The sequence below is a fragment of the Moritella sp. genome (assembly GCF_013215705.1).
Taxonomy (GTDB): domain Bacteria; phylum Pseudomonadota; class Gammaproteobacteria; order Enterobacterales; family Moritellaceae; genus Moritella.
On sequence record NZ_JABSQR010000009.1, the window covers coordinates 191,566 to 208,940 of the forward strand.

Consider the following 17,375-nt stretch of genomic DNA (forward strand, 5'->3'; position numbering starts at 1 on the left):
GTGTATTTTAATGAAAGGATTCATGCAATCACAGCGTATTATACTGGTGTTCCTACTGTTGTTAAGTAGTCAAACAATGGCGCAGGAACAACAAAATTATAAACTGGGGGCAGGCGATAAGATCGCGATTAAAGTCTATGGCGAAGCAGACCTCAGTATGTCGGTATTGATTGATACCTCAGGCAGTATTGATTATCCCTACCTTGGCGAAATTCACGTTGTCGGTTTCACCCCCGCTGAAATCAAACAAAAAATTTATCGCGGATTAAAAGATTCCTACCTGATCTCACCGAAAGTAATGGTCAGTATCGCGACGTTCCGCCAATTTTACATTAAAGGCGAAGTAAAACGCCCCGGAGGCTATCCATTTAGGCCCGGATTAACCGTCGATAAAGCCATTGCGCTCGCTGGCGGTTTTACCGAGCGGGCAGCAAAACAATCTATTATGCTGTCGAATAATAGCGATCTTAATCAGACACATAAGGTTGCACCAGACGACCTCGTTGCGCCTGACGACATTCTTAATATTGAACAGAGTTTCTTCTAAAGTAATGCCTAACAAGCCCTAATATGCGATACTGGTTGATTATTTTATGTAGTGTGAGTTATGTATGGATCAAATCATTGTTCGGGGCGCACGCACCCATAACCTTAAAGATATCAATGTTGAACTACCTCGCGATAAATTGATTGTGATCACAGGGTTATCGGGTTCTGGTAAGTCGTCATTAGCATTTGATACGCTTTATGCAGAAGGTCAACGTCGTTATGTAGAATCGCTTTCTGCCTACGCAAGACAGTTCTTATCCTTGATGGAGAAGCCTGATGTCGACCATATTGAAGGTCTGTCACCCGCGATCTCTATCGAGCAAAAATCAACATCGCATAACCCACGCTCAACGGTCGGAACCATTACCGAGATCTATGATTACCTACGCTTGTTATTTGCCCGTGTTGGTGAACCTCGCTGTCCAACCCATAATGCCCCTTTAGCGGCGCAAACCATTACCCAAATGGTCGATCATGTGTTGGAATTAGAGACTGGCCGTAAACTGATGTTACTCGCGCCGATCGTGAAAGAACGCAAAGGTGAGCATGTTAAAACCCTGGCCAGTTTAGCCAGCCAAGGTTATATCCGTGCGCGTATTGACGGTGAGGTCTGTGATCTGTCCGATCCACCAACCTTAGACCTACATAAAAAGCATACCATTGAGGTTGTCATCGATCGCTTCAAAGTGCGTGATGATCTGCAACTGCGTCTGGCGGAATCTTTTGAAACCGCACTCAATATGTCTGGCGGCACCGCTTATATTACCGATATGGATGACAGCGAGGCAGAGCCGATCGTATTTTCGGCTAACTTTGCTTGCCCACAGTGTGGTTATAGCATGGCCGAGCTTGAACCGAGAGTCTTCTCATTCAACAATCCAGCCGGCGCCTGCCATACCTGTGACGGTCTTGGCGTCCAACAATACTTTGACCTCGATCGTGTCATTATTAATGCTGACCTAAGCCTTTCAGGTGGTGCGATCCGCGGTTGGGATAAGCGTAATTTTTATTACTTCCAAATGCTCACCTCACTGGCTAAGCACTATAAATTTGATGTCACCAAACCGTTTAATTCCTTAACCAGTGAAGTTCAAGATTACATCCTGCAAGGCAGTGGCGAACAAGAGATTGAATTTAACTATGTCAATGATCGCGGTGATATTGTCATTCGCAGCCACGCTTTTGAGGGCATTATTCCCAACATGCAGCGCCGCTATAAAGAAACAGAATCCAATGCGGTCCGTGAAGAGCTTGGTAAATACTTAACCACCAAATCTTGCGAAACCTGCTCAGGTTCGCGACTGCGCCAAGAAGCTCGCCATGTTTATATTCAAGAAACAACATTGCCAGAAGTATCACGCATGGCGATTGGTGAAGCATTCGAATTCTTTTCCAAAATGACGCTACCGGGTCAAAAAGGCCAGATAGCCGAAAAGATCCTGAAAGAAATTGGTGATCGTCTGGGTTTCTTGGTCAATGTAGGCTTGAATTATTTAAGTCTAGAGCGCAGCGCCGAAACATTATCTGGTGGTGAAGCGCAGCGCATTCGTCTTGCCAGCCAAATTGGTGCAGGCTTAGTTGGCGTGATGTACGTACTCGATGAGCCCTCGATCGGTTTGCACCAACGCGATAACGAACGCTTATTACAAACCCTGATCCATCTCCGTGATCTTGGTAATACCGTGATAGTGGTTGAACACGATGAAGATGCGATCCGCGCTGCCGACTATGTGCTGGATATTGGTCCAGGTGCTGGTGTGCACGGCGGTGAGATCGTGGCCCGAGGCAGTATTGATGATATCTTAAAAAGTGAAAATTCACTGACCGCCGATTACCTCAGTGGCCGTAAAGCCATTGAAATCCCAGCACAACGAACCCCATTAACCGACAAATGGGTACATCTCAAAGGAGCCAGCGGTAACAACCTCAAGAATGTGGACTTATCCGTGCCCATTGGCGTGATGACCTGTGTCACCGGGGTATCAGGTTCAGGTAAATCGACCCTCATTAATGATACCTTCTTTAAGATCGCCCATATCGAATTAAATGGCGCAACAGTGACAACCCCGTCACCTTATACCTCGATTGAAGGCTTAGATCAGCTGGATAAAGTAGTCGATATTGATCAAAGTCCAATCGGCCGTACCCCACGTTCTAACCCAGCAACTTATACCGGTATTTTCACGGCTATCCGCGAGATATTTGCAGGCACCCATGAAGCGCGTTCACGTGGTTATAAACCAGGACGCTTTAGCTTCAACGTAAAAGGCGGCCGCTGTGAAGCTTGCCAAGGTGATGGTCTAATCAAAGTCGAGATGCACTTCTTACCGGATGTGTACGTTCCTTGTGACAACTGTAAAAGCCAGCGTTATAACCGTGAAACATTAGAAGTCCGCTACAAAGGCAAAAATATTCACGAAGTATTGGATATGACCGTCGAAGAGGCCAATGCCTTCTTTGCACCAATACCCCCTATCGCACGTAAATTACAAACCTTAGTGGATGTCGGGCTGTCTTACATACGCCTTGGCCAATCAGCAACCACCTTATCCGGCGGTGAAGCACAACGGGTGAAACTGGCGAAAGAGTTATCAAAACGCGATACCGGCCAAACCTTGTATATCTTAGACGAACCAACCACAGGTTTGCATTTTCATGATATTAAATTACTCATGAAAGTACTACATCGCTTACGTGATCACGGTAATACCATCGTGATTATTGAGCATAACCTGGATGTAGTAAAAACAGCAGATTGGGTTATCGATCTCGGTCCTGAAGGTGGCAGCGGCGGTGGTGAAATTCTGGTTGCAGGGACACCGGAAACCGTATCTGAACATCCAGACAGTCATACTGCACGTTTTCTAAAACCCATGTTAGCACGCGCAAAAAAACTGAGTACTATCAACCAACTGAATATTATAAATCAAGAGTCATAGTATGAATCTAACAACATTGAAAAAAGGATTTTTCATTACGTTCGCCGTGTATATGCTGATCGGGATGCATTATTTTCAGCATAACGGCGGCGGTTCAGGACTACACCTGCCTTTTAATGCCATAGGTTGGATGTTTATTTCAACCTTAATCGGCATTGGGTTGTGGCAAGCGACATTACAAGCAAAATTGGTTTACTCCCCACTGAGCTTAATGTTTATCGCCGCCACGCTAGTGATGCTTATGCCGGTATTATATGCCGACCCAATAGTTGCAGGTCTCAGCTATACCCGATTATTCGGTTTAATCGGGGGGTTATTGTTTTTTATTGCCTTGCAACAATTGCAGCTTAATCAACAACAACGGCTGCTGTTATTGTATCTAATATTAGCGGCGGTATTTGTCGAGGCGTTATTTAGTCTGGTTCAATATTACCTATTACCTGTCAATAATACCGTGGGTTATCAGAAGATTGCCAATCGCCCTTATGGTATTTTTCAACAACCCAATGTTTCTGCGTCATTTTTAACTACCGGTATTGCCCTTGCCTTATACCTGCTGACACTCACCAAGTTAGATGAAAAAAACAAACGGCTATTTTGTTATATCACCACCTTCATGGCCGTTATTCCGGTGGTGTTATTACAGTCTCGTACTGGTTATTTGTCATTATTGATCGCACCATTGCTGCTATTACCTTGGTCATGGCAACAATTACGTGATACAGAACAATCAAAAAGCTTATTACTTTGGCTAGTTTGCGGTGTTATCGCGGTTGGCATTGGTGCTTATTCGTTAGAAACTGCCGAAAAAGTCGTGCGTTCAGCTGCAGCTCTCACAGATCCAGGCGCACGTGTGCCGATCTATTTACATGGTTTGGCTATGTGGTTAGAAAAGCCTTTCCTAGGTTGGGGTTATGGCAGTTTTGAAGTGGCATATCTCAATTCATACAGTGACGCGCTAAGCCAAGGATTAGCCTTACCGGGATCACCAGAAAATCTTGACCACCCCCATAATGAATTACTGTATTGGGGCATTGAAGGTGGCTTGATAGCGTTATCCGGCATCGCTTTGTTGGTAGTCGGCTTCCTGCGCATTATCCTCAAGCAACCGCTATGGCAAGCATTGGCATTGTTAGGACTGGTATTCCCGTTAGTTTTACATAGCCAAACAGAATATCCATTTTACCATGCTATCGTGCACTGGATCGTATTCTTAACCTTGGTTTGGTATATCGGCAGTCGTTATGGCAATACGAAGAGCATCGCGTTCAATTACACCTTTTTATTACGTACTTTAGCTTTATTGATCCCCTTGGTTACTGGCTTATTCATGTTAACCACATTACATACCAATAAACTGCTCACCCAATATGAGCGCAGTGATCGCAGTGATATAACCCCGCTCACAAAAGTCGTTAATCCGGTGGCTTGGATCACCCGATTAGAGTTCAATGCCATGATGTATCGCTTGCAAATCGCCATGTACAACAATGATATCGAAGAGCTGAATAACTATATTGATTGGGCAGCTGAGATAAGTCAGAAAACCCCCAGAGCGAATATTTATATTAATTGGGTGCGCGTATTAACCAAACTCGGTAAAAACGCAGAGGCGAAAGAATTAATGCAGCAGACAGCACATCTCTACCCACGCAATCAATTGGTGCAACGATTTTCCGCTAGTCAGGCGGATACCACTCAATCTCAGTAGATAATAACAAGCGTTTATTACTACCGACTAAAACCCAAAAAGCCACACCTCAGGATCATGAGGTGTGGCTTTTACATATGAATACGCTAGATTAACGGAACCACATCAAGCTAATTTAAACTAATTCGAATGTAGAGCGTATTTTAGGGCCTAATTTATTCTTTAGTTCAACGTTTCTTCTAGTGCACGTAAACACAGAGCCACATTTTCGGGACGTGCCGCATAACCCATTAAACCAATACGCCATGCTTTGCCTGCGAATGCCCCCAGACCGGCACCAATCTCAAGGTTATAGGTTTGTAATAATTGATTACGCACCGCCGCGTCATCAACACCGTCAGGAATAACAACGGTATTGAGTTGTGGTAAGCGACACGCCTCATCAACAATAAACTCAATGCCCATTTTTTCTAAACCAGCACGTAATGCTAAATGTTGCTGCGCATGACGTGCCCATGCGTTCTCTAGACCTTCAGTCTGTAATTGCACTAATGATTCGTGTAATGCATATAAAGTATTTACCGGCGCAGTATGGTGATAAGTACGTTTACCTTCTCCAGACCAATAGCTCATCACCAGTGTTTGATCTAAGAACCAGCTTTGCACAGGTACAGACCGGTTTTTAATTCTTTCAACCGCAGCAGGACTAAAACTCACCGGAGAGATACCCGGCACACAGGATAAACATTTCTGGGTGCCAGAATAAATCGCATCAATGCCCCAATCATCCACATACAGTGGGACACCACCGAGTGACGTCACCGCATCTACAATTGATAAACAGCCGTGTTCTCTTGCTAGAGCGCAAAGAGTCTTAGCATCAGAAAGTACACCAGTTGAGGTTTCCGCATGTACAAAAGCAACAATCTTCGCATCCGGATGGGCTTTTAATGCGGCTGCAAGCTTTTCTGGATCAACAGGTTTACCCCATTCATCTTCAACTTTAACCAGTACACCACCAGAACGTGTGACGTTTTCAGCCATACGGCCACCAAACACACCATTGATACAGACAATGACTTTATCACCTGGCTCAATTAAATTCACAAAGCATGTTTCCATACCGGCAGAACCCGGAGCAGAAACGGCCATAGTACAAGGGTTCTTGGTTTGAAATGCATACTGTAGCAATTCTTTTACTTCATCCATCATTTTAATAAATGTCGGATCAAGGTGGCCCACAGTCGGACGGCTTAATGCCTGTAATACATTAGGATAAACATCTGAAGGACCTGGGCCCATCAAAGTACGCTGTGGTGGGTAAAAAGAGGTAATGCTCATTCACTTTCCTTGTCATATTATGAGAACAAGTGATCAGAAGCAGCACACCTAAGTGACGCTTCTTTTGTCCTACGTTCTAAACTATTTGCTAAGCTTACTTAGGTATTAAGATAGATTAATTTACCATTGCGACGGCGTATTGCAAACAATAAAGCAAAGTTTCGTTTACAAAAAACCAACAACAATGGCAGTTTATCAGCTTAACGTCCCCAGATAATCAGCAATACCATCCAGTAACATCTGTACTGATATCATCACTAATAACATGCCCATTAAACGCTCTACCGCGGCGAGGCCTTTCTCGCCGAGAATACGATTAAACCCTTCATAGAACATTAAAATAAAGGCACTTAGCCCCCACGCAATAAGTAACGCAGCAGACCATTCAAACATTTTTTCAGGGTCTTGATGGGCTAATAATAATAACGCAGCAAGGATTGAAGGACCCGCTAATAACGGGATCGCCATTGGCACAATAAAAGGTTCTTCACCTGCAGCTAGGCCGGTTAACCCACCTTCAGTCGGGAAGATCATCTTAATTGCGATCAAGAACAAGATAATACCACCGGCGATACTCACCGCTTCTTGTTTTAGACTTAAAAAACCAAGGATCCTTTCACCTAAGAATAAGAATAACAGCATTACAAACAGGGCAATTAACAACTCACGGATCATGACCGCACGTCGACGCTTTTTATCAATATGTTTTAAAATAGACAAAAATATAGGTAAGTTACCTAGCGGATCCATGATCAAAAATAGCATCACCGCTGCCGAGATTATTTCCATTTCCATTAACGTTACTCCCTAAATCATCCAATTAGCCGAATGTAATTGCTGAGCTCAATATACCAGAGAGATTATAGATATAAAGTATTTAATTAGCAGATAATAATAAATAAGAATACGATTAAAATAGGGATTAAAGCTAACACTAAGCTGATATTATCAATAGATTTGCAGGTTCAATTAACGTAATTAAGAAACGTAATATAAGAAAGAGAAGAAGCTTAGCAGATAGGAGGCATTATTCACTGCAACTCAAGTAAGCGGCAGTGAATTTGCAGTATTGAATCCAGCGTAAATATTAACCGAGCGCTTTAGCCAGTAACGCTTGCTGCTCTGGTGTAAACGGTAATTTTAATGCCGCTTCATGGCCTTTTTCAGACATTTTAGCCCAGGTCTTTTGCACAATCACAATCAATTTCTCTGGTGTGTGCTTTTCTGCAAACGCGGTAAAATAATATTTTAAGAATACCAAGCAGATAACATCTTCTAGCGCTTGGACCTGTGGATCACGTTTTAATTTCTCTTTACGTAACATGCGGCCAATAGCTTGTATTTCGGCTTGCTCACAACCTACTTGTGCAGCAATCGCCATGGCTTCTTCAGCATGTAAGCTACCTAATGATTGACGCCATTTGTAATAACCTTCACGCCCGAGTGGATGCTCACTGCGTGGAATACTCCAACGCTTAATATGCTGTGCACGTGCAGCTATCTGCAACGCCGTCGATGCTTCAGGTATAAACTCAGCCAGGCATTCACTCATACGCACACCGTATAACCATTCTTTTGGCTGTGCTATTCCATCTACAATTTCACTGACTGGGTCACACTTATTTATTTCATCAATTAATTGTATTGCTTGCTGTATCCGTTGCTCTGACATGACATCCTCATTATTAGTATGGTTATACCATCCATACTAGCAAAGCACGAAGAAAGTTACCTATAAACCAACGATAAATATAGATTATTCTTGGTGGTCGATCTGAGAAGGTGGTTGTGGTTCGATATTCACGCCATAAAAAGAACCCACAACGGCGCCAGCTAATTTCGATTTTGCTGATACAGGCCCCTTTGCGACACCCACGTCATCATCAAAAGATACGGCAAAAAGATCATCCAATGCGACAACGTGAGAATGCACATCTTTACCTTTTAATACACCGGTTGCACGAGGTAATGTTGATGCCAGCGCTTTAACTTCATCAAGTTGTTTTAACCGTAATAGATCAGCTAGCGCCGTTTTTATAATGTGGTTTATCTCGGCAAGCTGTTGACGATCGCCAACCTTGAGGGCAGGTTTAGCTAAGATCGCCTGTCGTAATAACAGCACTGCAACAATAATCCTTTCAGGTGGACCCGTCATATCGATCGATAATGTCCCCCCTTCAAAGCCATTGTTGATCGTCCCAACACCATCAACAACATCTTCGTTTTCGACTGCAGTTTCATCGTCATCAGATGGAAGCAGCGATAGATCTTGAGCGCGTTTATTCTTACGATCCGGGTCATTTTTTTTCGGGTTATAACTGAGAAGATCTTTTTCTTCGGTGCTATCACCTGTTGAGGCCGATGCACTATCAGGGGTGATCGCCGGCGTGATCTCGCGTTTTTCCGCATCACGCTCTACCGCAGCCGTAGTTGGATTCAATGCATTAGGGATCCCCGTAGGTGGTGGAATAACTAATACCATGTGCTAGCGTCTCCCTTGAAAACATTCATACAGTGTAGATCACTAATCGTAACTTGTGATGGTATGACCATATCTTCCCCTCATTATTATAAATAACGGCTTATCAGCAGCACATGAATAACAACAGGGTGACTGCTATTTGAGTTTATAACGAATGGTTAATAAATGCCTGCAATTTGTTAACAAAAAGCGTGGGTTCAGAAATAAAAGGCGCATGTGAAGACGCTTTAAATATCAAACTCGGTGATTGTGGCAGATAGTTATCCATCCACGCCACCGTCGCTTGTGGCACCAGCGAATCTAACCGCCCATAACAACGATAGAATGGCATTGTTAAAGTTGCTAACTGAGCACGTAAATCCACCGTCGATAATAACGTTAAGCCATTACTAAGCGCTTGAGCATGCGGCTGTGGCCGAGCAGCTAATAAGGTTTTTAATTGCTTAATATCTTGCTTCGCGGTTGCACTACCCATGCCCTGGATAGCTAAAAATCGATTGATAGTTTGCGAGAGGTCCTGTTGCAACTGTTGTTGAAATTGCGCTAATACTTGTTCAGCAATGCCAGGCCAAGTCGCAGAATCATCGACTTTTTCTGCAGCCATAAATTTCGGCGAACTAGCAACGGTAACCAAAGCAGAAACCCGGTGTGGATATTGCAGTGCAAAATCAGTGGCGCAAAGTCCACCTAACGACCACCCCAACCAAACGGCGTTAGCAGGGGCGATCTTTATTAAGGCGTCAGTGATATCTGCAAGCGTGCCGCTGGCAACATGACTGTCATGACTAAAACCAAAACCAGGAAGATCAACTAAATGTAAGCGATAATGTTGAGATAATAACGGCACAATCGATTGCCAACACGCACCATTTAGTCCCCAACCATGTAACAGCACTAAATCTGGGCCATCACCGACAATATCGACATGCAACGTTGTGCAAGGGCTTACATTTTTACTTTCTGTGGCGACGATTTCTGACATTTGACTCTACACTTGACGAATTACTTAGCAACGAGGATATACTAATCAAACGTGTAGATATAGCCATGATCCGCAAACTCAGCATGACACTATTACAACCTCGTTGTTATTTATGCGCTATGCCCATCGATAATCCGCAACCTTTTCTATGTTTATTATGCTTACAAGAACTGCCTTATTTACCCAATTCACACTGCCCTCGTTGCGCGCTACCACAACGTAAAAATCAGCAACAATGTGATGAATGCAACCAACAAATACCACCGTGGCAGCAATTAATTGCCTGTATGAGCTATACCTTAGAATGCCAATATTTAATTAAACAATACAAATTTTCCCAGCAACCACAATTGCATTTACTCTTTTCTGGTTTATTAAGCCGCACAATCACCAGCAATATAATGCAACATAATTACAGTTTACCTGAAGCGCTAATTTGCATTCCGCTACATAAAAAACGTCAAGCCAAACGGGGTTATAACCAAGCCCAGTTACTTGCCAGTGCTCTATCTAAACAATTACAAATACCGCTCATTGCCGAAAAACAGTTTATCCGCGCAAGATATACAGCGCCGCAAGCACAACAAACAGCCGTCGAACGTAGCGCCAACATGCACAATGCATTTCAAGTAACTCAGCGTTTTAGCGTTAAACATATTGCCCTGATAGATGATGTAGTCACGACCGGTGAGACCATCAAAGCAGCCTGCTTAACATTATCTGCTGCAGGAATAGAACGTATTGATATATGGTGTATCGCCAGAACATTAGCGGATTAGTGGTTTATCATCTTAAATAGCGTTACAATTAAAGACATAGTAAATTAGTCAGGTATGACAACGAGGGCACCATGATAACAATTACTGAAGCGGCACAAACTCATTTTGTAAAATTACTTAGCAACCAAAAAGACGGCACTAACATTCGTGTATTCGTCGTTAATCCAGGCACAGCAAATGCAGAGTGTGGCGTATCATATTGTCCACCTGAAGCAATTGAAAGTACTGATATTGTATTACCATACAGTGGCTTTGATGCATTAATTGATGACATGAGCAAACCATTCCTAACCGATGCTTATATCGATTTTGTGACGGATAAAATGGGTTCTCAATTGACACTGAAAGCGCCTAACGCAAAAATAAGAGCGGTTGCAGATGATGCACCACTGGCAGAACGCGTTGACTATGTGATCCAAACTGAAGTTAATCCACAACTTGCAGGACATGGCGGTAACGTGGTATTGACTGAAATCACTGATGATGGCATTGCTATCTTACAGTTTGGTGGCGGTTGTAATGGTTGTAGCCAAGTAGACTTTACGTTGAAAGAAGGGATTGAAAAACAGTTACTCGAATTGTTCCCTGAAGAACTAACGGCTGTTAAAGATGCTACTGAGCACCAAGCTGGTGAGCATTCTTACTATTAGACTTGGTTAAAACATCTAATCGAGATCGATTTTAAATAAATCGGCAATAAAAAAGTGACGGCTTTCGCTGTCACTTTTTTATAGACAAAATATTTATTCGCCTTTTTTATCTCGTGCTAATAATGCTAAAGCAGCTTCTTTGGGAGGCTTATTCTCATATAACACTAGATATATTTGCTCCGTAATTGGCATTTCTACACCAAGACGCGCAGATAACAAATAAACTTCTTTGGTATTGCGATAGCCTTCAACAACTTGACCAATCTCAACTTGAGCTTCATCAACGCCTTTACCTGCACCCAGTGCAAGACCAAAACGACGATTTCGACTTTGATTATCAGTACAGGTTAGTACTAAATCACCCAAGCAAGACATACCCATGAAGGTATTTTTTTCTGCACCTAATGCTTCACCAAGACGACATAACTCTGCCAAACCGCGAGTAATTAATGCAGTACGCGCATTCGCACCAAAACCAAGTCCATCAGATAAACCAGCGCCAATAGCAATCACGTTTTTAACCGCGCCGCCAAGTTGCACGCCAATAAAATCATTATTGGTATAAGTACGTAAGCTACGGCCACAATGCAATAAGTGTGAGATATCATCAGCAAATTTTGGATCTGTTGACGAGATACTGATTGCAGTTGGTAAACCAGCAGCTAACTCTTTCGCAAATGTAGGTCCAGAAAGTACCGCTAATGGATAACCACTGCCAAGAATATCTGTTGCAACATCTTGCAATAGACGTCCAGTGTCAGCTTCTAAGCCTTTTGTAGCCCAAGATATACGCGAGTTTTCACGCAAAAATGGTTTAATCTGCTTTAATACATCACCAAAAACATGGCTCGGTACCACAATCAGAATATCTCGACTTGCGGCCACAGCTTGTTCAAGATCTGCCTCCAATACCAAAGCATCCGGAAAAACGATACCCGGTAAGTAAGCTTCATTACTACGCGCTTTAGCAAGCTCGGCAACGTGCTGTGGATTATGACCCCACAACACCGTTTTGTTGCCATTACGTGCTAAGGACATCGCTAATGAAGTACCGTAAGAACCAGCACCCAGAACTGTAATCAAAGCTGTATCAGTCGCCATCACTTAAGAGTCCAGTTTTTGCTCTGCAAGAGCAGGAGCAGGAGCTTCAGCGGCTTGTTGTGCTTGTTGAACATAAGATGCAAACAGTGCATCGAAGTTAACTGGCGCAAGATTAAGCTGTGGGAAAGAACCACGGCTCACTAAGCTAGCAATTGTTTCACGCGCATATGGAAATAAGATATTTGGACAGAAAGCACCTAGACAATGTGCTAGTTGACCTTCGCTTAATTCGCCAACACTAAAGATACCAGCTTGTTGAACTTCACATAGGAACGCCACTGTGTCGCCATCTTTAGCGGTTACAGTAAGTGATAAAACAACTTCAAATACACCGTCACCCAACTTAGAGCTACGCGTATCAAGATCTAATTTAACTTCAGGTTTCCATTCTTGTTGGAAGATCGATGGAGAATTAGGACATTCAAAAGATACATCTTTGATGAAAATACGTTGGATATTAAATTCTTGCTGGCTTGCTGATTCTGACATAAGTAAATTCCAATATTTTATAGTTTCAAACTGAATAATTAATCGCTTAGTTATCTGGCTGGTAGACTATTATTTTTTAACAGTCGGTAAGTTGGCTTCTTGCCAAGCTGCCATGCCACCAGATAAATTATAAACAGTAGTAAAGTCCATTTTCGCTAGACGATTCGCAGCGCGACCTGAACTCATTCCTGTGTCACACATAACGATGATTGGGGTATTTTTGTATTTTTCAATCATCGTTAGCTTATTTGCTTCAATATCAGCAGTAGGAACGTTAATTGCGTTTAAAATATGTGACTTACGATAATGTTCTGCAGCGCGAACATCCACAATAATAGCATTGTCTTTATTCATCAACGTTGTCGCTTCGTGATTGTTCACCGACTTCACTTTTGACATGGCACTGGTGCCAAATGAATAAATAAGGAAACCAGCAATAGCTACCCAAGCGAGAGATAAGGCTGGATTATTTGAAGCAAATTCAATATATTCTTGCATGTGATTATGACTCTAAAATTTAATAATAATGGATTATTCTCAACGGAGTATACATGTGCCAAGGAATAAAAGCAGCTCAATAATACATTCCTCACCACCGTTATGAATAACTCAAAGATAACGTTAATCACGTGATTTGTATAATGACACGAAGAACTCGTAAGATGAAATAGCTGGATATGTAGTAATATTACCGATATTAACCATTAAATATCTCCAATATTCTACCTGGATCATAAATAAGAGCCAATTTATCCCCGTAAAGTGTAGTAATATTCCTATATTTAACTTTAATAACCGAGAGGTAAACTCATGTCTAAGGCGAAGAAAACAATTGCACTTATCATTATGGATGGCTGGGGCCACCGTCTTGATCAACAAGATAATGCCATTGCCCATGCAAAAACACCCATTTTAGATAAGCTTTGGCAAGATTGCCCAAGCATGTTGATTTCAAGTTCAGGTTTAGATGTGGGATTGCCTGATGGTCAAATGGGTAATTCAGAAGTTGGCCATGTCAATATTGGTGCTGGTCGTATCGTGTATCAAAATTTGACTAAAATCGATAAAGCAATCGACGATGGCGAATTCTATCAAAATCCAGCACTTGTTAAGGCTGTTGATGCAGCGGTGGCGAATGATAAAGCCGTGCATATCTTAGGCCTAGCGTCACCAGGTGGCGTACATAGTCACGACGAACAGATCTTAGCTATGATCGAACTTGCAGCAAAGCAAGGGGCAACAAAGGTTTATCTACACGCATTCTTAGATGGCCGTGATACACCACCGCGTAGCGCACTGGGCACATTAGAAAAATTTGATGCTAAATTTGCTGAAGTTGGTGTAGGTAGAACCGCCACATTAATCGGTCGCTATTTTGCAATGGACCGAGATAATCGTTGGGATCGTGTTGAAGAAGCATATAAGTTATTTACTCAAGCTGAAAGCCTATATAGCGCAGATACAGCACTCGCTGGTCTTGAAGCCGCTTATGCACGTGATGAAAATGATGAGTTCGTGAAAGCGACAGTCATTGGCGAAGCTGCACCGATTTCCGATGGTGATGCTGTCATCTTCATGAATTTCCGTGCCGATCGTGCGCGCGAAATTACCCGTGCATTTGTCGATACTGACTTCACCGGCTTCGAACGCAGTGTAATACCGAAACTTGCTGATTTTGTTATGCTAACTGAATATGCAGCGAGCATTGATACTAGTATCGCTTTCCCTTCTGATAAATTAGTTAATACCTTAGGTTCAGTACTTGAGCAGAAAAATAAAACGCAATTACGTATTTCTGAAACAGAAAAATATGCCCACGTGACTTTCTTTTTTAATGGTGGCGTTGAAGACCCTTTCACAGGTGAAGATCGTGAATTAATCCCATCACCACAAGTAGCAACTTACGACTTACAACCTGAAATGAATTCAGAAATGCTCACTGACAAGTTAGTTGCAGCAATTGAGAGTGAAAAGTACGATGTGATCATTTGTAACTATCCGAATGGCGATATGGTTGGCCATACCGGTGTATTTGATGCTGCAGTAAAAGCGTGTGAAGCCGTTGACCAATCAATTGGTCGTGTAGTTGAAGCATTAGAAAAAGTCGGTGGTGAATGCTTAATCACAGCCGATCACGGTAATGCTGAAATGATGATCAATCCAGAAACGGGCGGCATTCATACTGCACATACTAACTTACCTGTACCACTGATTTATGTTGGTCGTGACGCAGAACCAGCAGAGACTGGCCGCCTATCTGATTTGGCACCGACCATGTTGACTTTACTTGGTCAAGAAATACCAGCGGAAATGACTGGTAAGAACCTGATGAATCTGAAATAATCGTTTCCCTACGGGGAAAGGATGACGTCATGAATTTTTTAAAAAACAGCATGGCCTATAGCGTTATAGGCCTGCTGATATTGCTATCATTAAACGCTTTTGCTGCCAATAATCAGTCTGAACTGAATCAACTTCGCAACCAAATCAAAGCCCAAAATGCAGCCATCAAAAAACAGCATCGCTACTTAAACAATTTATCAACACAAACACAAAACACCGACCGCGCGATTAGTAAGATCGCAGCACAGCTGAGTAATACCAAATCTTTAATCCGTAATATTGAGCATGATCTCAGCGCACTCGTTGCGCAACAAAAAGTGTTATTTAAAAATAAAAAAAAGCAGCAAAATATTCTTGCGGCACAAATCGAAACAGCCTACTTAAGTGGCAATAATGATTACCTTAAATTACTTTTAAATCAGCAGAACAGCAACGAGATTGTACGCTCATTGGTTTATTATAAGCACCTCCATGAAGCGCGAGCCCAGTCGATCGTAGAATTTAATGTCACGATAGCTAAAATAACCGAGAATGAGTTGGAGCAGCAAAAAATTAAGCGGCAGTTAATGGTTATCAAGGCCTCACAACAACAAAAAGCCAGACAGTTAGCACAACAAAAAACGCAACAGAAAAAAAGTAATAAAAATATTGCCCGTAGCATTAGTAAACAAAAAAAGACCTTAACAGAACTCAGTATTTCAGCACAAAAACTAAAACAACAAATCGCATTATTAAGAAAAAAACAGAGCTTACAGATATCTCTCGCAGGCTTAAAAGGCTATAAAGGCTATAAAGGAAAACTCGACTGGCCAATAAAAGGCAAAGTGCTTCACAACTTTAACAGCAAGCGTTTTAATAATGTCAGTTGGCGAGGTCTGGTTATCAGTGCGAATGAAGGCGCTAAGGTGAAAGCCGTGAGTGCAGGCAAAGTAGTCTTTGCTGATTGGTTACGTGGTTTCGGTATGGTGATAATTATTGATCACGGTCAAGGATATATGAGCCTGTATGGCCACAACCAAACATTACTTAAAGTGACCGGAGAAAAAGTACGTACAGGTGATGTGATCTCCTTAGCAGGGCGTAGTGGTGGCCAACTAGAGTCTGGCGTTTACTTCGAGATCCGCCATAAAGGTAAAGCAGTTAACCCGCGCTCATGGCTCAAGCGTTCATAATATTACGCTGTTTGTATTTCTAAATCAGTGATGAGGAATAATGCTTCATCACGGTTTTCGCCACAGACATCACTACTGGCCTTAAACGTATCACACAATGCTGGTCGTTTCGGGTCGGTAAATATCAGACATAAATTATCCGTAGATAAATTAACACAGCGCACACCTGCAGGTTTGCCATCTGGCATCCCCGGAATATAACTGGTAATACTTGGCGCTTCGCAACACGCGCCACAATTCATCCTGCATTGCATAAAACAAACCTTAAATAACGAATCATAATAGCGTAATATCTGCCTGTATCTAAAAAAGGGAACAGTATGAGATTATCAGCATTTACAGTAACAGAATCAACACCACAGTTACTTATTGATATAACAAAATTATATCGACCATTCCAGGATGATGAAGCCGAGATTAGCAACAGTTTCGACAAATTGCTTCAAGACGATAACCAAACACTGTTTGTAGCTAAATTTAATGATCGCCATATTGGTGGGTTAATCATGCAACATGATGCTACCACGTTATTCTTAAGCTGCATTGCAGTAAGAGATATAACCCAACAGCGTGGTGTGGGTAAATATCTAATACAGCAAGCAATTAAACACGCTAAATCACTGCAGCTTGAAACGATTGCTGTCATTAAAACAACGCAAGTTACCGCTGAATTATCTGCGTTTTTAATTCATCAAGGTTTCACAGAACAAGACTCAGCACTTAGCTTTAGCTGTTAATAATTTACAGATATAAAAAAAGCCGATATCAATGATATCGGCTTTTTTCGTTCAAGACAGCGTCTTGAATCTTGATTTAGCGTTTGGCGATGCCCTACTCTCACATGGGGAAACCCCACACTACCATCGGCGTTATTACGTTTCACTACTGAGTTCGGAA

17 protein-coding genes are annotated in these 17,375 nt (G+C 42.4%); 8 read left to right on the plus strand and 9 right to left on the minus strand.

Going from position 1 to position 17,375, the window contains the following annotated elements:
• The first annotated feature begins 10 nt into the window (after window positions 1-10).
• The 3 genes from HRT96_RS07845 to HRT96_RS07855 all read left to right on the plus strand — a co-directional run bounded on the left by HRT96_RS07845 (window position 11) and on the right by HRT96_RS07855 (window position 5,199).
• Complete coding sequence (locus tag HRT96_RS07845) at window positions 11-547, plus strand: polysaccharide biosynthesis/export family protein (RefSeq protein WP_293154629.1); 537 nt, start codon at window positions 11-13, stop codon at window positions 545-547.
• A gap of 64 nt (window positions 548-611) precedes the next feature.
• On the plus strand, window positions 612-3,488 hold the full coding sequence (gene uvrA / locus HRT96_RS07850) for an excinuclease ABC subunit UvrA (RefSeq protein WP_293154632.1): 2,877 nt from the start codon (window positions 612-614) through the stop codon (window positions 3,486-3,488).
• A gap of 1 nt (window position 3,489) precedes the next feature.
• Window positions 3,490-5,199: a Wzy polymerase domain-containing protein gene (locus HRT96_RS07855; RefSeq protein ID WP_293154635.1), complete on the plus strand. Its 1,710-nt coding sequence runs from the start codon at window positions 3,490-3,492 to the stop codon at window positions 5,197-5,199.
• Between the two features lie 162 nt (window positions 5,200-5,361).
• Here the strand turns inward: HRT96_RS07855 and HRT96_RS07860 are convergent, their stop codons facing one another.
• The 5 genes from HRT96_RS07860 to bioH form a co-directional block, all read right to left on the minus strand.
• On the minus strand, window positions 5,362-6,480 hold the full coding sequence (locus HRT96_RS07860) for an alanine--glyoxylate aminotransferase family protein (RefSeq protein WP_293154638.1): 1,119 nt from the start codon (window positions 6,478-6,480) through the stop codon (window positions 5,362-5,364).
• 195 nt (window positions 6,481-6,675) lie between these two features.
• A complete protein-coding gene (locus HRT96_RS07865; protein ID WP_293154671.1) occupies window positions 6,676-7,269 on the minus strand; it encodes a YhgN family NAAT transporter in 594 nt (197 codons plus the stop codon).
• Between the two features lie 298 nt (window positions 7,270-7,567).
• Window positions 7,568-8,152 carry a DUF4202 domain-containing protein gene (locus HRT96_RS07870; protein WP_293154641.1) on the minus strand — a complete coding sequence of 195 codons (585 nt, stop codon included), beginning with the start codon at window positions 8,150-8,152 and terminating at the stop codon, window positions 7,568-7,570.
• 84 nt (window positions 8,153-8,236) lie between these two features.
• Window positions 8,237-8,962, minus strand: coding sequence for a hypothetical protein (locus HRT96_RS07875; protein WP_293154644.1), 726 nt, complete (start codon window positions 8,960-8,962; stop codon window positions 8,237-8,239).
• A gap of 145 nt (window positions 8,963-9,107) precedes the next feature.
• On the minus strand, window positions 9,108-9,944 hold the full coding sequence (gene bioH, locus HRT96_RS07880; RefSeq protein WP_293154647.1) for a pimeloyl-ACP methyl ester esterase BioH: 837 nt from the start codon (window positions 9,942-9,944) through the stop codon (window positions 9,108-9,110).
• Between the two features lie 65 nt (window positions 9,945-10,009).
• Here bioH and HRT96_RS07885 point away from each other — a divergent pair, with 65 nt between their 5' ends.
• Window positions 10,010-10,723 carry a ComF family protein gene (locus HRT96_RS07885; RefSeq protein ID WP_293154650.1) on the plus strand — a complete coding sequence of 238 codons (714 nt, stop codon included), beginning with the start codon at window positions 10,010-10,012 and terminating at the stop codon, window positions 10,721-10,723.
• A 71-nt stretch (window positions 10,724-10,794) separates the two neighbouring features.
• Complete coding sequence (gene nfuA, locus HRT96_RS07890) at window positions 10,795-11,373, plus strand: Fe-S biogenesis protein NfuA (RefSeq protein ID WP_293154653.1); 579 nt, start codon at window positions 10,795-10,797, stop codon at window positions 11,371-11,373.
• Between the two features lie 93 nt (window positions 11,374-11,466).
• Here the strand turns inward: nfuA and gpsA are convergent, their stop codons facing one another.
• The 3 genes from gpsA to HRT96_RS07905 form a co-directional block, all read right to left on the minus strand.
• A complete protein-coding gene (gpsA, locus tag HRT96_RS07895; RefSeq protein WP_293154655.1) occupies window positions 11,467-12,474 on the minus strand; it encodes an NAD(P)H-dependent glycerol-3-phosphate dehydrogenase in 1,008 nt (335 codons plus the stop codon).
• Window positions 12,475-12,477: 3 nt separating this feature from the next.
• Window positions 12,478-12,963 carry a protein-export chaperone SecB gene (secB, locus tag HRT96_RS07900; protein ID WP_293129097.1) on the minus strand — a complete coding sequence of 162 codons (486 nt, stop codon included), beginning with the start codon at window positions 12,961-12,963 and terminating at the stop codon, window positions 12,478-12,480.
• A 69-nt stretch (window positions 12,964-13,032) separates the two neighbouring features.
• On the minus strand, window positions 13,033-13,461 hold the full coding sequence (locus tag HRT96_RS07905) for a rhodanese-like domain-containing protein (RefSeq protein ID WP_293154657.1): 429 nt from the start codon (window positions 13,459-13,461) through the stop codon (window positions 13,033-13,035).
• A 312-nt stretch (window positions 13,462-13,773) separates the two neighbouring features.
• Here HRT96_RS07905 and gpmM point away from each other — a divergent pair, with 312 nt between their 5' ends.
• Complete coding sequence (gene gpmM / locus HRT96_RS07910) at window positions 13,774-15,306, plus strand: 2,3-bisphosphoglycerate-independent phosphoglycerate mutase (protein ID WP_293154659.1); 1,533 nt, start codon at window positions 13,774-13,776, stop codon at window positions 15,304-15,306.
• A 29-nt stretch (window positions 15,307-15,335) separates the two neighbouring features.
• Window positions 15,336-16,478 (plus strand): peptidoglycan DD-metalloendopeptidase family protein, encoded by a 1,143-nt coding sequence (locus HRT96_RS07915; RefSeq protein ID WP_293154661.1) that lies wholly within the window; start codon window positions 15,336-15,338, stop codon window positions 16,476-16,478.
• 2 nt (window positions 16,479-16,480) lie between these two features.
• Here the strand turns inward: HRT96_RS07915 and HRT96_RS07920 are convergent, their stop codons facing one another.
• Window positions 16,481-16,732, minus strand: a complete 252-nt coding sequence (locus HRT96_RS07920; protein WP_293129105.1) for a YkgJ family cysteine cluster protein — start codon at window positions 16,730-16,732, stop codon at window positions 16,481-16,483.
• 66 nt (window positions 16,733-16,798) lie between these two features.
• Between HRT96_RS07920 and HRT96_RS07925 the strand changes: the two genes are divergently transcribed.
• The gene (locus HRT96_RS07925) at window positions 16,799-17,215 is read left to right on the plus strand and encodes an acetyl-CoA sensor PanZ family protein (protein ID WP_293154663.1); all 417 of its coding nucleotides are present in this window, start codon (window positions 16,799-16,801) and stop codon (window positions 17,213-17,215) included.
• Window positions 17,216-17,375: the final 160 nt, after the last annotated feature.

Excerpts from the sequence above, each read along its gene's own strand:
- gpsA (WP_293154655.1), bottom strand. The coding sequence starts at position 12,474 with ATGGCGACTGATACAGCTTTGATTACAGTTCTGGGTGCTGGTTCTTAC.
- nfuA (WP_293154653.1), top strand. The coding sequence starts at position 10,795 with ATGATAACAATTACTGAAGCGGCACAAACTCATTTTGTAAAATTACTT.
- HRT96_RS07845 (WP_293154629.1), top strand. The coding sequence starts at position 11 with ATGAAAGGATTCATGCAATCACAGCGTATTATACTGGTGTTCCTACTG.
- bioH (WP_293154647.1), bottom strand. The coding sequence starts at position 9,944 with ATGTCAGAAATCGTCGCCACAGAAAGTAAAAATGTAAGCCCTTGCACA.
- HRT96_RS07870 (WP_293154641.1), bottom strand. The coding sequence starts at position 8,152 with ATGTCAGAGCAACGGATACAGCAAGCAATACAATTAATTGATGAAATA.
- HRT96_RS07920 (WP_293129105.1), bottom strand. The coding sequence starts at position 16,732 with ATGCAATGCAGGATGAATTGTGGCGCGTGTTGCGAAGCGCCAAGTATT.
- uvrA (WP_293154632.1), top strand. The coding sequence starts at position 612 with ATGGATCAAATCATTGTTCGGGGCGCACGCACCCATAACCTTAAAGAT.
- HRT96_RS07855 (WP_293154635.1), top strand. The coding sequence starts at position 3,490 with ATGAATCTAACAACATTGAAAAAAGGATTTTTCATTACGTTCGCCGTG.
- HRT96_RS07905 (WP_293154657.1), bottom strand. The coding sequence starts at position 13,461 with ATGCAAGAATATATTGAATTTGCTTCAAATAATCCAGCCTTATCTCTC.
- HRT96_RS07875 (WP_293154644.1), bottom strand. The coding sequence starts at position 8,962 with ATGGTATTAGTTATTCCACCACCTACGGGGATCCCTAATGCATTGAAT.
- HRT96_RS07885 (WP_293154650.1), top strand. The coding sequence starts at position 10,010 with ATGATCCGCAAACTCAGCATGACACTATTACAACCTCGTTGTTATTTA.
- gpmM (WP_293154659.1), top strand. The coding sequence starts at position 13,774 with ATGTCTAAGGCGAAGAAAACAATTGCACTTATCATTATGGATGGCTGG.
- HRT96_RS07860 (WP_293154638.1), bottom strand. The coding sequence starts at position 6,480 with ATGAGCATTACCTCTTTTTACCCACCACAGCGTACTTTGATGGGCCCA.
- HRT96_RS07915 (WP_293154661.1), top strand. The coding sequence starts at position 15,336 with ATGAATTTTTTAAAAAACAGCATGGCCTATAGCGTTATAGGCCTGCTG.
- secB (WP_293129097.1), bottom strand. The coding sequence starts at position 12,963 with ATGTCAGAATCAGCAAGCCAGCAAGAATTTAATATCCAACGTATTTTC.
- HRT96_RS07925 (WP_293154663.1), top strand. The coding sequence starts at position 16,799 with ATGAGATTATCAGCATTTACAGTAACAGAATCAACACCACAGTTACTT.
- HRT96_RS07865 (WP_293154671.1), bottom strand. The coding sequence starts at position 7,269 with ATGGAAATAATCTCGGCAGCGGTGATGCTATTTTTGATCATGGATCCG.